The sequence below is a fragment of the Belnapia sp. AC561 genome (assembly GCF_979252845.1).
In genome coordinates this window covers 71,839-86,025 of sequence record NZ_CEEDBP010000015.1, presented here as the reverse complement: position 1 = coordinate 86,025, position 14,187 = coordinate 71,839, and the positions used below count along the sequence as shown (strand labels likewise).

Annotated in this window: 13 protein-coding genes; 7 read left to right on the top strand and 6 right to left on the bottom strand. The window is 71.2% G+C overall.

The window, feature by feature from the left end; all coding sequences use genetic code 11:
- Positions 1-11: 11 nt before the first annotated feature.
- Together AC0IW9_RS14380 and AC0IW9_RS14375 are read right to left on the bottom strand one after the other, a co-directional pair.
- A complete protein-coding gene (locus AC0IW9_RS14380; RefSeq protein WP_471648950.1) occupies positions 12-1,229 on the bottom strand; it encodes an ABC transporter substrate-binding protein in 1,218 nt (405 codons plus the stop codon).
- Positions 1,230-1,288: 59 nt separating this feature from the next.
- Positions 1,289-1,882, bottom strand: a complete 594-nt coding sequence (locus AC0IW9_RS14375; protein WP_471648949.1) for a glutathione S-transferase N-terminal domain-containing protein — start codon at positions 1,880-1,882, stop codon at positions 1,289-1,291.
- Positions 1,883-1,995: 113 nt separating this feature from the next.
- Here AC0IW9_RS14375 and AC0IW9_RS14370 point away from each other — a divergent pair, with 113 nt between their 5' ends.
- The 4 genes from AC0IW9_RS14370 (at position 1,996) to AC0IW9_RS14355 (ending at position 5,135) form a co-directional block, all read left to right on the top strand.
- Positions 1,996-2,922 (top strand): ketopantoate reductase family protein, encoded by a 927-nt coding sequence (locus tag AC0IW9_RS14370; protein WP_471648948.1) that lies wholly within the window; start codon positions 1,996-1,998, stop codon positions 2,920-2,922.
- 61 nt (positions 2,923-2,983) lie between these two features.
- On the top strand, positions 2,984-3,952 hold the full coding sequence (locus tag AC0IW9_RS14365; protein ID WP_471648947.1) for a Bug family tripartite tricarboxylate transporter substrate binding protein: 969 nt from the start codon (positions 2,984-2,986) through the stop codon (positions 3,950-3,952).
- Between the two features lie 99 nt (positions 3,953-4,051).
- Positions 4,052-4,363 (top strand): HU family DNA-binding protein, encoded by a 312-nt coding sequence (locus AC0IW9_RS14360; RefSeq protein WP_471648946.1) that lies wholly within the window; start codon positions 4,052-4,054, stop codon positions 4,361-4,363.
- 91 nt (positions 4,364-4,454) lie between these two features.
- Positions 4,455-5,135, top strand: a complete 681-nt coding sequence (locus AC0IW9_RS14355) for a glutathione S-transferase family protein (RefSeq protein ID WP_471648945.1) — start codon at positions 4,455-4,457, stop codon at positions 5,133-5,135.
- Positions 5,136-5,142: 7 nt separating this feature from the next.
- Here the strand turns inward: AC0IW9_RS14355 and AC0IW9_RS14350 are convergent, their stop codons facing one another.
- Positions 5,143-7,200 carry a calcium-binding protein gene (locus tag AC0IW9_RS14350; protein WP_471648944.1) on the bottom strand — a complete coding sequence of 686 codons (2,058 nt, stop codon included), beginning with the start codon at positions 7,198-7,200 and terminating at the stop codon, positions 5,143-5,145.
- A gap of 133 nt (positions 7,201-7,333) precedes the next feature.
- Between AC0IW9_RS14350 and AC0IW9_RS14345 the strand changes: the two genes are divergently transcribed.
- Positions 7,334-8,122, top strand: coding sequence for an enoyl-CoA hydratase/isomerase family protein (locus AC0IW9_RS14345; protein WP_471648943.1), 789 nt, complete (start codon positions 7,334-7,336; stop codon positions 8,120-8,122).
- Between the two features lie 3 nt (positions 8,123-8,125).
- Here the strand turns inward: AC0IW9_RS14345 and AC0IW9_RS14340 are convergent, their stop codons facing one another.
- Positions 8,126-9,847: a PAS domain-containing protein gene (locus AC0IW9_RS14340; RefSeq protein WP_471648942.1), complete on the bottom strand. Its 1,722-nt coding sequence runs from the start codon at positions 9,845-9,847 to the stop codon at positions 8,126-8,128.
- Here AC0IW9_RS14340 and AC0IW9_RS14335 point away from each other — a divergent pair.
- Positions 9,846-10,580 (top strand): DUF2459 domain-containing protein, encoded by a 735-nt coding sequence (locus AC0IW9_RS14335; protein WP_471648941.1) that lies wholly within the window; start codon positions 9,846-9,848, stop codon positions 10,578-10,580. The genes AC0IW9_RS14340 and AC0IW9_RS14335 overlap by 2 nt on opposite strands.
- 648 nt (positions 10,581-11,228) lie before the next feature.
- Here AC0IW9_RS14335 and AC0IW9_RS14330 read toward each other — a convergent pair.
- Positions 11,229-12,197, bottom strand: a complete 969-nt coding sequence (locus AC0IW9_RS14330) for a tripartite tricarboxylate transporter substrate binding protein (RefSeq protein WP_471648940.1) — start codon at positions 12,195-12,197, stop codon at positions 11,229-11,231.
- A 13-nt stretch (positions 12,198-12,210) separates the two neighbouring features.
- Positions 12,211-12,969 (bottom strand): SDR family NAD(P)-dependent oxidoreductase, encoded by a 759-nt coding sequence (locus AC0IW9_RS14325; protein WP_471648939.1) that lies wholly within the window; start codon positions 12,967-12,969, stop codon positions 12,211-12,213.
- Between the two features lie 130 nt (positions 12,970-13,099).
- Between AC0IW9_RS14325 and AC0IW9_RS14320 the strand changes: the two genes are divergently transcribed.
- Positions 13,100-14,080 (top strand): Bug family tripartite tricarboxylate transporter substrate binding protein, encoded by a 981-nt coding sequence (locus AC0IW9_RS14320; RefSeq protein ID WP_471648938.1) that lies wholly within the window; start codon positions 13,100-13,102, stop codon positions 14,078-14,080.
- Positions 14,081-14,187: the final 107 nt, after the last annotated feature.

The following is a 14,187-nucleotide window of genomic DNA, read 5'->3' as shown; positions in this document are numbered from 1 at the left end:
TAGCCAAGCCCTTACGCCCGAACCAGCGGGCAGCCGCCCTCGCTCAGCGGCCGCCAGGCATCCTCGGGCGCGATGGTCGCCAGGGGCTTGTTGAAGTCGTACGGGTGGCGGGATTCGGCGGCCGGCTTGACCTGCCACAGGTACATCACGTGCAGCGTCCGGCCATCCTCCCGCAGGCGGACGTTGTCGTTGTAGAAGTCATTCACCGGCGTCGCCTTCATCTTCGCTGCGATGGCATCGGCATCCAGCCCGCCGGTCTCCTTCACCGCCTTCAGCCAATGGGTGACGCCGGTATAGACCGCGGCATGCTGCAGGCCGGGCGGGCTGTTCATCTTCGCCATGTAGCGCCGGCCCCAGGCGCGCGTCGCCTCCGTCATGTCCCAGTAGAAGCTGTCGGTATAGACCATGCCCTCGCAGGTCTTCTGGCCGAGCGCGACCACGTCGGTCACCTGCACCAGCAGGGTCGCCAGCTTGATGCCGCCGCGGGTGATGCCGAATTCCGCCGCCTGCTTGATGCAGTTCTGCAGGTCGACGCCGGCCAGCGCCATGCCGATGACCTTGGCGCCGGAGGCCCGCGCCTGGATCAGGAAGGCGGAGAAATCCGCGTTGTTCAGCGGCGCCCGCACCGCGCCCAGCACGCGGCCGCCATTGGCCCGGACGGCGGACATGGTGTCGCGTTCCAGCGCATGGCCGAAGGCATAGTCGGAGGTGATGAAGTACCAGCTGTCGCCGCCCGACTTGGTCAGGGCGGTGCCGGTGCCATGCGCCAGGGCATAGGTATCGAAGCCGAAGTGCATCCCATAGGGGGAGCACTTCACCCCGGTGATGTCCGAGGTCGCCGGCCCGGTGCAGATGTAGATCCGCTTCTTCTCGCGGCAGACCTCCTGGATGGCAAGGCCGGAGGAGGAGGCGCCGCCATCGGCCAGCACGTCGACGCCGAGGTTGTCGATCCATTCCCGCGCCAGCCCCGAGGCCACGTCGGCACGGTTCTGATCATCCGCCTGGCGGATGGTGATGGGGCGGCCGAGCACGCTGCCGCCGAAATCCTGCACCGCCAGCTCCGCCGCGGCACGGTTGCCCGGCCCGCCGACATCCTTGAACGGCCCGCTCATGTCGCTGAGCAGGCCGATCTGCACCGGCCGGGCGGCCTGTGCCCGGACCAGCCCGGGCGCGGCGAATGGCGCCGCCGTCAGCCCCGCGAGCAGGGCGCGTCGTTCGATCTTGGACATGGTGGTTGTTCTCCCTGGGCGAAACTATCCCAGGTCGCCGCCACCACGCCAAGCCCGTCTCAGCCCGGGGGCGGCATCGTCTCCGCCAGCGGCGGAAGCGCGACCACCTTGGCGTACCAGGCGTCCAGCTTGGGGTGGCCCGGGCGCCAAGGCTCGTGCGGGAAGCGGAAGTCGAGGTAGCCGAGGGCGCAGCCGATGGTGATCTCGCCGATGGTGGTCAGCATGCCGAGCGTGTCGGCCTCCGCCTCCAGCACGTCCAGGGCGCGGGCGACCTTGCCCTGCTGCTGGACGATGTAGTCGATGCGGCCCTGGTCCTGCGGCAGCGCGACCTCGCGCCGGCGCGGCTGGCTGGCATCCAGGATGCCGTCCGCCAGCGCCTGCTGCCGCAGCGCCTTCCAACGGGCCGGGCCGGCCGGCGGGAACAGCTTCGGCGCATCGCCGATGCTGTCGAGGTACTCGCAGATCACCGGGCTGTCGTAGAGCGAGACGCCGTCGTCGGTGACGAGCGAGGGCACCTTGGAGAGCGGGTTGACCGGCAGCAGCGCCGGGTCGGTGGTGCCGACGGTCCACTTCTCCAGCGGCACGCCGCGGGCGATGGCGCTGGCGGTGCATTTGCGGACATAGGGGCTGGCTGGCGAAAAGGCGATCTTCATGGACGGTCCCTCCGGATTCCGGGCGCGAACCATGGGTCAGCCGGAGGAACCCCGCAAGGTTGGACGGCCACGGCAAAACCCCCGATGATCGCGGAAAGCATCAGGAGCGGCATATGCGGATCGCGGTAATCGGGGCCGGCGGCGTCGGCGGTGGCTTCGGCCTGGCCCTGGCCAAGGCCGGGGCGGATGTGACCTTCCTGGCGCGGGGCGCCCATCTCGCCGCCATGCGGGAGAAGGGGCTGCGGGTCGAGGGCGGCCGCGGCGAAAGCCACCTGCTGCCGACCCAGGCGACCGACGATCCCGCCGCCATCGGCGTGGTGGACATGGTGCTGTTCTGCGTGAAGCTCTGGGATGTCGAGAGCGCCGGCGAGCGCATCCGCCCCATGGTCGGGCCGGAAACCGCCGTGCTGCCGCTGCAGAACGGGATCGACGCCAGCGAGCGGCTGCTGCCGATCCTCGGCCCGCGCGCGGTGATGGGCGGCGTCGCCCAGATCAGCGCGACCATCGCCGAGCCCGGCGTCATCCGCCAGACCGGCACCTTCATGCGGATGATCTTCGGCGAGCTGGACGGGACCCGCAGCGCCCGCGCCGAGGCCTTCCTCGCGTTGTGCCAGAAGGCCGGCTTCGATGCGACGCTCAGCACCGCCATCGTCACCGAGCTCTGGATGAAGTTCATCATGCTGGCGAGCAATGCCGGGATGACCGCACTCACCCGCCAGCCGATCGGCAAGCTGCGGGACGACCCGGATATCGCGCCCTATTTCGCCGCCGCCTACCAGGAAGTGGTGGATGTGGCCCGCGCCAGGGGCGTGCCGCTGCCGCCCGACGTGGAACAGAAGATGGCCGGCTTCAACAAGAATGCCCCGCCGACCATGATGGCCTCCATGGCGATCGACCTGATCCGCGGCAACCGGATCGAGCTGCCCTGGCTCTCCGGCAAGGTGGTGGCGATGGGCCGGGAACTGGGCGTGCCGACGCCGGTGCATGCCATGATCTATGCGGCGCTGAAGCCCTATGTCGAAGGCACCCCCGCCGCCTGAACGCCGCGCAGACCAAGAGGCGAGGGCGGCCAACGCCCCGCCGATCGAGGAGGAAACGCCCATGGACCGCCGCAGCCTGCTGCCGGTGCTCGCCACCCTGCCCTTCATCCGCCCCGCCGCGGCGCAGCCGGGCTGGAGCCCGGACCGCCCGGTGCGGCTGGTCGTCGGCTTCGCCCCGGGCGGCAGCACGGATACCACCGCCCGGGTGCTGGCCCAGGCCATCACCGCCGGGCTCGGCCAGCCGGTGCTGGTCGAGAACCGGAACGGCGCGGCGGGCAACGTCGGCACCGAATACGTCGCCCGCAGCGCCCCGGACGGGCAGACCCTGGTGGTCGCCTCCATGGGCTCGCATGCCACCAATGCGGCGCTGTACCGCAACCTGCCCTTCGACCCGGTGAAGGATTTCGCCCCGGTCTCCCTGGTGGCACTCAGCGCGGCGCTGCTGGTGGTGCACCCGAGCCTGCCGGTGCGGGACCTGGCCGGGCTGCTGGCGCTGGCCAGGGCGCAGCCGGGCAAGCTGAATTGCGGCACCGCCGGCGCCGGCAGCACCCAGCATTTCGCCATGGCGCTGTTCGAGCACCAGGCCAAGGTCAGCTTCACCCAGGTCTCCTACCGCGGCGGCGCGCCGGCGATGACGGACCTCGTCTCCGGCCGGCTTGACCTGATGTTCACCCCGGTGGTGGAGGCGCTCCAGCAGGTCCGCGCCGGGCAGGTCCGGGCGCTGGGCATCACGCGGGAGGCGCGCTCCGCCCAATTGCCGGAGATCCCGGCGATCGCGGAAGCGGTGCCGGGCTACAGCTTCAACAGCTGGCTCGGCCTGTTCGCCCCGGCCGGCACGCCGCCGATGGCAGTCGACCGACTGTCCCGCGAAGTGGCGGCGGGGCTGCGGCTGCCCGAGACTCGGGAAAGGCTGGAACAGCTTGGTTACCAGCCGGTGGGCAGCACGCCGGAGGAATTCGGCCGCTTCTTCGCCGCCGAGCTGCCCCGCGTGGCCGAGCTGGTGCGACTTTCCGGTGCCACGGTGGAGTGATCCGGCCATCGCCGCATGTTGCCCCGCCTTCCGGCGATGTTGCCCCTGACAAACCGCGCGGTTCACGCTATGCCGCGCGAATCCAAAGGAGTGCAGTGCGTGTCGAAGAAGTTTCTGACCGACGTCATCGTCAAGTCCACCGAGATGCCGACCCTGGCGGCCAATGGGCTCGCGACCGACATCATCGCCGCCATCAAGGCGGAAATCGTCGAGACCGGTCGCTTCACCATTCCCGACTTCGGTGCCTTCATCGTGCGCGAGACGGCGAAGCGCAGCGCGCTGAACCCCCGCACCGGTGAGAAGGTGGCGGTGAAGGCCGGCGCGACCGTGCGCTTCAAGGCCAGCCCGGCACTGAAGGACGCGGCGCTGGCCGGCATGAAGAAGGCGAAGCGCAAGGCCGCCAAGGCCTGAGCTGGCGCGGCTGCGGGGCAACCCGCAGCCGGGTCTTGCTTCCCGGCCGAAACACTTGCCTTATCCGGTCCCCACGACGGGAGGACCGGACATGCTGAAATTCTACTACAACCTCGCCCCGAACCCGACCAAGGTCGCGCTCTGCCTCGAGGAAATGGGCCTGGCCTATGAGCCGGTGCCGGTGGATACCCGCAAGGGCGAGCAGCACACCCCCGAATTCCTGGCGATCAATCCCAATGCCAAGGTCCCGGTGATCGTCGACGGCGACCAGACCGTCTTCGACAGCAACGCCATCCTCCTCTACCTCGCGGAGAAGACCGGCCAGTTCCTGCCGGGTGCCGCCGACCGCGGCCAGATGCTGTCCTGGCTGATGTTCATCGCCACCGGCATCGGCCCCTATTCCGGCCAGGCCGTGCATTTCCGCAATTTCGCGCCGGAGCCGAAGGACTATGCGGTGAACCGCTATACCTTCGAGGCGCAGCGCCACTGGGGCATCATCGACGCCCACCTCGCCGGGCGCGAATTCATGGTGGGCAACGCCTATTCCATCGTGGACATGGCGCTCTGGGGCTGGTCGCGGCTGGTGCCCTTCGTGCTTGGCCCGGATGCGATGGCCGGCTATCCGAACGTGAAGCGGCATATGGACATGGTCGGCGCCCGCCCCGCCGCCGCCCGCGCCCTGGCGCTGAAGGACAAGCACGCCTTCAAGGCGGACATGGACGAGGCGGCGAAGCTGGCGATGTTCCCGCACCTCGGCAAGAAGGTCGCCTGAGGCAGCCTCAGCCGAGGATGAAATCCGCCGCGGTCAGGCTGGCCGCGGCGATGCCGCCCAGCAGGATGGAATCGGCGCCGAGGCTGATCACCGCGGTGCCGCCGACATCCTGCGTCAGCGCCTGCACCGCGGCGAAGCTGCCCAGGCCGAAGTCGATCAGCTGGATCCGGTCGGCGCCGCGGGTGAAGTCGGCGACGAAGTCATGGCCGCCGCCCGGCCGGAACTGGAAGACATCGGCGCCCTCCTGGCCGAACAGCAGGTCGTCGCCGCCCCGCCCATCCAGCGTATCGCCGCCGGCACCGCCCAGCAGGGCATTGGCGACGGCATTGCCGACCAGCAGGTTGTCCAGCGCATTGCCGATGCCGAAGGGCGTGCGGCCGAGCAGCACCAGGGTCTCGGCATTGGCGGTCAGGGTATAGCCGATGCCGGCAAAATCCACGACGACGGTATCCGTGCCGCCGCCCGGCGCCTCGACGACCTGATCGGCGGGCGTATCCAGGACATAGAGGTCGTCGCCGGCGCCACCCTCCATCACATCGTAGTCGCCGGCGCCGCTGTCGCCCCGCAGCGTGTCGCGGCCATCGCCCCCGATGAGCGTATCAGTGAAGAAGCCGGCGCCGCCGACCAGGCTGTCGTCGCCCGCCTGGCCATGGAGCACGTCGCTGCCCGCGCCGCCGTCGATGGTGTCCGCATCGTCGCCGCCGAGGATGGTATCCGCGTCGTCGCCGCCGAAGAGGCTATCGGCCCCCGCCTGCCCCTGGATCGCGTCGTTGCCGCGGCCGCCATAGACGGTATCGGCGCCGGCGCCGGCGAGCAGCAGGTTCTCGCCCTCGTTGCCGGTGATGACGTTGCCGAGCGCATTGCCGATGCCGAAGCTGTTGCCGGTGGCGGCGATGAGGGTGAGGTTCTCGATATTGGCATAGAGCGAGAAGCTGGCGGCGCTGCGGACCTCGTCGGTCCCCTCGCCGGGATTCTCGATGACGAGGTCGGCGGCATCGTCGGCATAGTAGACGTCGTCGCCGGCGCCGCCCTGCATCGCATCCGGGTTGGGGCCGCCATCCAGCGTGTCGTTGCCCGCGCCGGCGATGAGCGTATCCTGGCCGTCGCCGCCCAGCAGCAGGTTGTCGCCGCCGAGGTCGGTCAGCGCATCGCCGTCGTTGCCGCCATCCAGCGTGTCGTTCCCGCCGCCGCCATCGAGGCTGTCGGCGCCGGTATCGCCATAAAGCGAATCCGCGCCCGCGCCGCCCAGCAGCGTGTCGTTGCCGGCATCGCCGACGAGGCTATCGTTGTCCTCGCCGCCATCCAGCCAGTCGTCCTCGACGCCGCCGGCGATGACATCGTTCCCGGCCTCGCCCCGGATGGTGTCGCGGCCCGCTTCGCCGAAGAGGCTATCGGCGCCGATGCCGCCCAGCAGGCTGTCGTCCTGCACGCCGCCATAGAGGACATCGGCCCCGTCGCCGCCATCCAGCGTGTCGTTGCCCGCCTCGCCGAACAGGGTATCGTTGCCGCCCTGGCCATAGGCGAGGTCGTTGCCCGTGCCGGTGAAGAGCTGGTCCTGGCCCTCGCCACCCAGCAGCGTGTCATGGCCTTCGCGCGCGAAGATGGTGTCGTTGCCGGCATGGCCATCCAGCAGATCGCCGGGCGGATAGGCGGCGATGGAATTGAAGGACCCGGTGATGGTGTCGTCGCTGCCGAGGAAGAGCGCGGCGATGCCGGCCTCGTCATGCGCGCGGATCAGCGCGCCGAGCAGGCTGCCCGGGATGCTGATGCCATCGACGAACAGGAAGGGCTCGCCCGCACCGGTCTGCAGCCGCAGCATCTCGGTGATGGTGCCGCCCACCGGGATTGCGCCGTCGAACACCATGCCGGTGCCCTTGAACTGCAGCGAGACCTCGACCTGCGCCGGTCCCCCGCTGGAGGCATAGGGATTACCGACCAGCATGGTGGCCACGTATTGCGTGGCCGTCGCCGCCACCACCGTCAGATAGGGAAAATCCCCCGTCCGCATGAACCCCGGGATGTCCTGGGGAAAGGTCGGATCGGGTGCGACGACGAATTGGGCCATGGCCCCGGAGACTAGCCCAGGAGGAGAGGCTTTGTCTCCTTCACTCCCGCAGGAGGCGCATCCATCCGCCCCGCACGTTGCGCCCTGCCGCCTGCCGCCACAGACTGGCGCGAACCGGCAGGAGGATGCGGCGATGAGCGTTGTCGAGACCGAACGGCATGGGCAGGTGCTGGTGGTGCGGCTGAACCGGCCGGAACGCATGAATGCGCTGAACCACGAATTGCGCTGCGAACTGGCCGAGATCTGGACCAGCTTCCGCACCGACCCGGAGCTGGAGGTCGGCATCCTGACCGGCACCGGCCGCGGCTTCTGCGCCGGGGAGGACATGAAGGAATCCCTCGCCGACGGCGCCCCGGGCGGCCGCCGCCCGCCGGGCGAGGACCCCTTCATGACCGGCGCGCTGGAGAAGCCGGTCATCGCCGCCATCAACGGCTTCGCCATGGGCGGCGGCTTCATGCTGGTGGAACGCACCGACCTCCGCGTCGCCGTGCAGGGCGCGGTCTTCGAGGTCTCGGAGGCCAAGCGCTGGCTGCTCGGCGGCTACAACCACGGCACCATCGCCAACCTGCCCTATGCCATCGCGCTGGAGATGGCGCTCGGCTACCGCTTCACCGCGGAGCGCTTCCATGAGCTGGGCTTCCTGAACCGCGTGGTGGCGCCCGAGGCGCTGCTGCCGACCGCGCTCGAGATGGCGGCGCACCTGCTGACGCTGCCGCCGGCCTCCCGCGTCAACACCATCCACCTCATGCGGCAGATGCGGCCCAAGCCGGCGCCGGAATTCGAGGCGCTGGCGGCGAAGCTGCACGACCACGGGGCGAAGTCGGACCTGATGGAAAGCCGCGCCGCCTTCGCCGAGAAGCGCCCGCCGCGCTTCAAGGGCTGGGATGACCCGGCGGACCGCTTCAACCTGCCGAAGCTCTAGGCCTCAGGTCCCGAAGGATAGCTCGGGCGGTGCCTCCATCGCCCGGGCCACCACCGTCACCCGCGCCACCGGCAGGGTGATCCGGCATTGCAGGCCATCGGCCGCCCAGGTCTTCGCCACCGTGCCGCCGAGCTGCCCGCCCAGGGTCGCCTCGATGACCCGGGTGCCGAAGCCGCGCCGGGCCGGGCCGCCCGCCACGGCGGGGCCGCCGGATTCCACCCAGTCGATCTCCAGCGTCCGCTCCCCGGCGATCCGCCACCGCACCGCGACCTGGCCGGTCGAGGCCGAGAGCGCGCCGTATTTCATGGCATTGGTCGCCAGCTCATGCACCGCCATGGCGATCGGCTGCGCCGCCACCGCGGCCAGCATCACCGCCGGCCCCTCCAGCACCGCCTGGCCGGGCTTGCTGAGGAAGGGATCCAGCTCGCCCTGCAGCACGGCGCGCAATTCGGCCCCGGTCCAGCCGCCCTCGGCCAGCAGCGTGTGCGCCCGGGTCAGCGCGGCGACGCGGCCCTGCACCGCGCGGGCGAAGGCATCCGGGTCGTCGCGCGGGGTCAGCCGCAGCGCCGCCTGCACCACCGCCAGCGCATTCTTCGCCCGGTGGTCCAGCTCCCGCGTCAGCAGCGCCTGGCGCTCCTCGGCCCGCACCCGGTCGGTGATGTCGAGGTTGACGCCGATGATGCGGCTCGGCTGGCCATCCGCCCCGCGGAAGACCCGGCCGAGGCCGAGGATGCAGCGGACGTCGCCATCCTTCGGGTGGCGGATGCGGAATTGGTGGCGGAATGCGCCATCGGCGCGGAAGGCGGAAGCCTGGCCCAGGCTCATCCGCTCCATCACCAGGCCGGGCCGGTCCTCCGGCAGCACGCGCTCCCGCATCACGTCGCGATGCGGCGGCGGCTCGGCCGGGTCGAAGCCCATGAGCTGGTACTGCTCGGGTGACCAGACGGCCTCGCCGGTCAGCAGGTCCCGTTCCCAGATGCCGAGGCCCGCGGCCTCCTGCGCCAGCCGCAGCCTCTCCTCGCTGACCCGCCGCTCCGCCTCGGCCTGCTTCAACTCGGTGATGTCGACATGCGCGCCGACCATGAACAGCGCGCGTCCCGCGGCATCGCGGGCGATCTCGCCCCGGGCGGCGATCCAGCGGATTTCCCCATCCGGGGCGATGATGCGGTATTCCTGGGCATAGTCGGTGGCGCCGGACTGGTCGGCGATCGCCTCGCGGAAGATCCGCTCGGCCTGGTCGCGGTCCTCCGGATGCAACCGGTCCACCCAGTCCTGGTGCCGCTCGATCCGTTCCTCGCCCGGCAGGCCCTGGACCGACATGTATTCGCCGGAGCGGTGGTTGAGGCCGGAGCGCAGGTCGATCTCGAAGCCGCCGACCCGGCCGATGCGCTGGGCGCGCCGCAGCCGCGCCTCGCTGGCGGCCAGCGCGGCGGCACCGGTGGCGATGCGGCTGCCGAGTTCGGCCAGGCGACGGGCGGCCTCGGCCAGCGCCTTGTCATGCTGGCGCCGCATGAACAGCAGGGCGGCGATCAGGATGCCGAGGCTTGCGACCGGCGTGGCCACGCCGTACCACGCCGCACCGCCTTCGGCCGCCCAATGCGGCAAGACCGCGACGAGGACCATGGCCAGGGCGAAGATCAGTGCCACACCCAGCGCCGGGGAAAGCGGGAGCGCGGGGGACGCCGGCGAGGCCGGCTTCAGCCCGCCGGCGCCGTCATCGGGCATGGCCGGCACCGCGCGCCTGGGCCGGCGAGGCCTGCTGCTGGCGCCGCTTCTCGCCGCCGCCTGCGCCACCCTGCCGCGGCCGGCAGCCATGGCGGCCGGACCTTACGGGATCCTGGTCCATGTCGTCCGGCGGGGCTGGCATACCGATATCGCGGTACCGGTCGCGGGGCCGGGCTGGGCGTTGATCCCGGAGCTCGCCAGCCTGGCGCGGGACTTCCCGGGCCTGCGCCACCTCGTCTTCGGCTTCGGCGACCGCGCCTATCTGCTGGAGCCGGGGGCGGGCCCGCTGGCCATGCTGCGCGCCCTGCTGCCCGGTCGCGGCGCCATCCTGCTGACCGCCCTGGCCGCCACGCCGGAGGCGGCCTTCGGCCCGGGCGCTGTGGTCGAACTGCCGCTGGCGGGGCCGGAATTCGCCCGGCTGCAGCAGTTCCTCGCGGGCAGCCTCGACCGGGCTGGCCTGGGCCCCGGCGATCGGCTGCGGCCCATTGCGGCGGGCCCCTATCCCGGCAGTGTCTTCCATGCGTCCACGATCACCTACGCCGCCACCTATACTTGCAATACCTGGACCGCCGAAGCGCTCGCAGTCGCCGGATTGCCGCTGCACGCGGATGGGATCGTGCTGGCCCAGCAGGTCATGGCGCGGGTCGGCACGATCGCGGCGCAGCGGCGCTTTGGCCAGGACGGCATCCTGCCCCAACCCGCCCCGGGCCTCGCCCGGGACGGGATGGGATGAGCCGGCCACCGGATACCGAGAGTGCCGGTGGCAGCGCCGCGCCGCAACCTGGGCGCGCTTAATTCAGGCGAAAATCTCCTAGCGCGAGGGAACGACCACGGTGTCCCGTGCCGGCGGGTTCGGGTTGCTGCTGCTGAAGCTGACGCATCCCGCCAGCCCGAGGGTGGCGAGGATCAACAGGGTGAAGCTGCGCATGACTGGTCCTCATTGAAAGGCGCGGCGCCGCGCCGCTGCGGCTCTACGCCGGGCCCGGAATTTGGTTCCGCCTGCCGCGCGATCGGCATGGCGAATTCCCGGCACCGTGGCTGCCAAAACCGTGAAATCCCAGGGGACAAGGCCAGGCGAGCATGCGACGGTAGGCGTCATCGACCGAATGGGGATTGGGGCGATGCTGTATCGGGTATTGGCCTTGCTGCTCGTCGCTGCCCTGCCGGGCTGCGCCGCCAATAGTTTCGGGGCGCCGCAATTTCGGGACAATGCGGAAGCGCCGGCCTGGCGACGGCCCGGCCCCAGCCAAGTGGCCCCGCTGCAACGCCTGCCGGCCCCGGCCTATAGTGCCCGCGCCTAGAGCGTGATCGCCTGAGGCGGAAACACCGAAGGCGTGAATCGCGCGACGAACCATCGGGCCAGCCCATGGCCGCGCGCGGCTCAGTCGGCCGCCTTGCCTTCCAGCACCTCGCGCACCAGCGGCGCCAGCGCCGCCTCCTCCGCCGCCCAGTAGTCGCGGAAGGCGGCCGGCCCGAGGAAGCGGATCGGCAGGCCGAGCTCCTGCATCTTCTGCCGATGCTCGGCGCCGGTGATGGCGCGTTCCAGCGCCTGGGCCAGCGCCGCCTCCACCTCCGGCGGCAGCCCGGCCGGGGCGACGAAGCCGCGGGCCGAGCCGGCGACGATGCGGGTGCCGAGCGAGGCCGCGGTCGGCACGCCGGGCAGGAAGGGGCTCTCGGCCGCATCCAGCACCGCCAGGGTCCGCGCGGTGCCGGCCCTGGTCTGCGTCATGGCGGTGCCGCCGGCGACCAGCGCCACCTCGATCTCCCCGCCCAGCAGCGCCACCAGCTCCTGCGCCGAACCCTGGTAGTGGATCTGGTTCACGCGGATCCCGTGCTGCTTCTGCAGGGTGAGGGAGGCGAGGTGCTCCCAGCTCAGGATGCCGGGGTCGGAGACCCGGAGGTCGCCCGGCCGTGCCCGGGCCGCGGCGATGAGGTCGCCGAGCGACCGGTAGGGGCTGTCGCTGCGGACGATGATGGTGCCGGGGTCGATCACATGCATCGCCAGCGGGGTGAAGCTGTCCCGCGCGAAGCCCGCGTTGCGCGCGGCATCGAGATAGAGCGTGATGGTCGAGGGCCAGAGCCCATAGGCCAGGGTATAGCCATCCGGCCGGGCACGGGCCGTCTGCGCCATGCCGATCTGCGAATTGGCGCCCGGCCGGTTCACGATGACCACCGGCGTGCCCAGCTCCCGCTCCAGCACCGGCGCCAGGGCACGGGCCGAGAGGTCGCTGCCGCCGCCGGGCGGATAGGGCAAGATGACCGTCACCGGTCGCCCCGGCTCCGGGAAGGCCGCCCGCGCCGCGCCGCTGCCGAGCACCAGGACCGTCAGCAACAGCAGGCGCAGCAGCATGGCGAACTCCCGTTCAGGCGGGGGTGAGGCGCAGCGCGCCGTCCAGTCGGATCGTCTCGCCATTCAGCAGCGGATTGGCGGCGATGGCCAGCACCATGCTGGCATATTCATCCGGCCGTCCCAGCCGGTTCGGGAACAGCGGCAGCTTGCCCAGCGCCTCCCGCGCCTCCGGGGCGAGCCCGGCCAGCATCGGCGTCTCGATCAGCCCCGGCGCCAGGGTCATCACCCGGATGCCGAAGCGCGCCAGCTCCCGCGCCGCGGGCAGGGTCAGGCCGACCACGCCGGACTTGCTCGCGGCATAGGCGCATTGGCCGATCTGCCCCTCGTAGGCGGCGATGGAGGCGGTGTTCACCACCAGCCCGCGCTCGCCGCTCGCCTGCGGCTCCAGCGCCGCCATGCGGGCGGAGGCGAGCCGCAGCACGTTGAAGGTGCCGATCAGGTTCACCCGCACCACCTGCTCGAACAGCCCCAGCGGATGCGGGCCTTGCCGCCCGGCAACGCGCGCCGCCGGGGCGATGCCGGCGCAGTTCACCGCCAGCCGCAGCGGGCCGAGGCCCGCCGCCGCATCCAGCGCCGCCTCCACCGCGGCCTCGTCCGCCACGTCGCCGGCGACGGCGACGCCGCCGATCCGCGCGGCGACCGCCGCCGCGGCCTCCTGCCGCAGGTCCATCACCACCACCTGCGCGCTGGCCGCCGCCAGCGCCTCCGCCGTCGCCGCGCCGAGGCCGGAGCCGCCGCCGGTGACCAATGCCGCGATGCCCTTGATGTCCATGCCGGAGCCTCCCCTTCGATGGCCGGAGTGTAGCACCCCATCCGGGCCGGCACCGCTGGCGCGCATCCGGCGGGAATGCCATCGTTGCCGCAACGGCCCCGAGAAGGCCGGACCAGGGACGGAGGCGGGGATGATCGATCGACGCGGAGTGCTTGCGACGCTTGGCCTGCTGGCGGCCGCACCCGGCGCCCGCGCCGCGGGCTATCCGGACCGGCCGATCCGCCTGGTGGTCCCCTTCGCCCCCGGCGGCGCCACCGACCTCGCCGCCCGCATCCTGCAGCCGCATCTCTCCGCCGCGCTGGGCCAGCCGCTGGTGGTGGAGAACCGCACCGGCGCCGCCGGCAACGTCGGCATGGAGGCGGCGGGGCGGGCGGCGCCGGATGGCTATACCCTCTTCCTCGGCAATGTCGGCACGCTGGCGGTGAACCCGACCGTCTTCGCCCGCACGCTGCGCATCAAGCCGGTGGAGGATTTCGCCGCCATCTCCCTGGTCTCGGAAACCCCGGATGCGCTGGTGGTGCATCCCTCTGCGCCCTTCGGCTCGGTGCGGGAGATGGTGGCCTATGCGAAGGCCAACCCCGGCAAGGTGAACTACGGCTCGCCCGGCGCCGGCAGCCTCAACCGGCTGGAGATGGAGCTGCTGCGCGAGCTGGCCGGCGGGCTCGACATGGTCCATGTGGCCTATCCCGGCGGCGCCGGCCCGGCGGTGACGGCGGCGACCGCGGGCGACGTGCACGGGCTTTTCGTGACGCTCTCCTCCGCCCTCGGCCAGGTGCAGGCGGGGCGGCTGAAGGCGCTGGCGGTCACCACCGCGCAGCGCGTGCCGGCGCTGCCGGAGGTGCCGACGATGGTGGAGGCCGGCTATCCCGCCTTCACCGCCAGCTCCTGGCAGGGGCTGCTGGCGCCTGCCGGCACGCCGCCGGAGATCCTGCGCCGCTGGCACCAGGCGGTGGCGGAAGTCCTGTTGCTGCCCGATGTCCGCCACCGCTTCGCCCTGGCGGCGACGGCGGCGGTGGCGAGCCGCAGCCCGGATGAATTCGCCACGCTGATCGCCGCCGAGGGCCAGCGCTGGGGCGCGCTGGCGCTGCGGGCCGGGGCGATTGCAGAGTAGCGCCAGTTGATATCATAGTGTAATGGTATGAAGGAAAAACCAATCTATTGGTGTAGAGGGTCAAATGGCATCTCAGCCGATTTCCCAGAGTCAACTAATTTTGGACA

Bases quoted from the DNA above. Each gene is read 5' to 3' on its own strand.
- AC0IW9_RS14380 (WP_471648950.1), bottom strand. From the start codon at position 1,229: ATGTCCAAGATCGAACGACGCGCCCTGCTCGCGGGGCTGACGGCGGCG.
- AC0IW9_RS14375 (WP_471648949.1), bottom strand. From the start codon at position 1,882: ATGAAGATCGCCTTTTCGCCAGCCAGCCCCTATGTCCGCAAATGCACC.
- AC0IW9_RS14370 (WP_471648948.1), top strand. From the start codon at position 1,996: ATGCGGATCGCGGTAATCGGGGCCGGCGGCGTCGGCGGTGGCTTCGGC.
- AC0IW9_RS14365 (WP_471648947.1), top strand. From the start codon at position 2,984: ATGGACCGCCGCAGCCTGCTGCCGGTGCTCGCCACCCTGCCCTTCATC.
- AC0IW9_RS14355 (WP_471648945.1), top strand. From the start codon at position 4,455: ATGCTGAAATTCTACTACAACCTCGCCCCGAACCCGACCAAGGTCGCG.
- AC0IW9_RS14350 (WP_471648944.1), bottom strand. From the start codon at position 7,200: ATGGCCCAATTCGTCGTCGCACCCGATCCGACCTTTCCCCAGGACATC.
- AC0IW9_RS14345 (WP_471648943.1), top strand. From the start codon at position 7,334: ATGAGCGTTGTCGAGACCGAACGGCATGGGCAGGTGCTGGTGGTGCGG.
- AC0IW9_RS14335 (WP_471648941.1), top strand. From the start codon at position 9,846: ATGGCCGGCACCGCGCGCCTGGGCCGGCGAGGCCTGCTGCTGGCGCCG.
- AC0IW9_RS14340 (WP_471648942.1), bottom strand. From the start codon at position 9,847: ATGCCCGATGACGGCGCCGGCGGGCTGAAGCCGGCCTCGCCGGCGTCC.
- AC0IW9_RS14330 (WP_471648940.1), bottom strand. From the start codon at position 12,197: ATGCTGCTGCGCCTGCTGTTGCTGACGGTCCTGGTGCTCGGCAGCGGC.
- AC0IW9_RS14325 (WP_471648939.1), bottom strand. From the start codon at position 12,969: ATGGACATCAAGGGCATCGCGGCATTGGTCACCGGCGGCGGCTCCGGC.
- AC0IW9_RS14320 (WP_471648938.1), top strand. From the start codon at position 13,100: ATGATCGATCGACGCGGAGTGCTTGCGACGCTTGGCCTGCTGGCGGCC.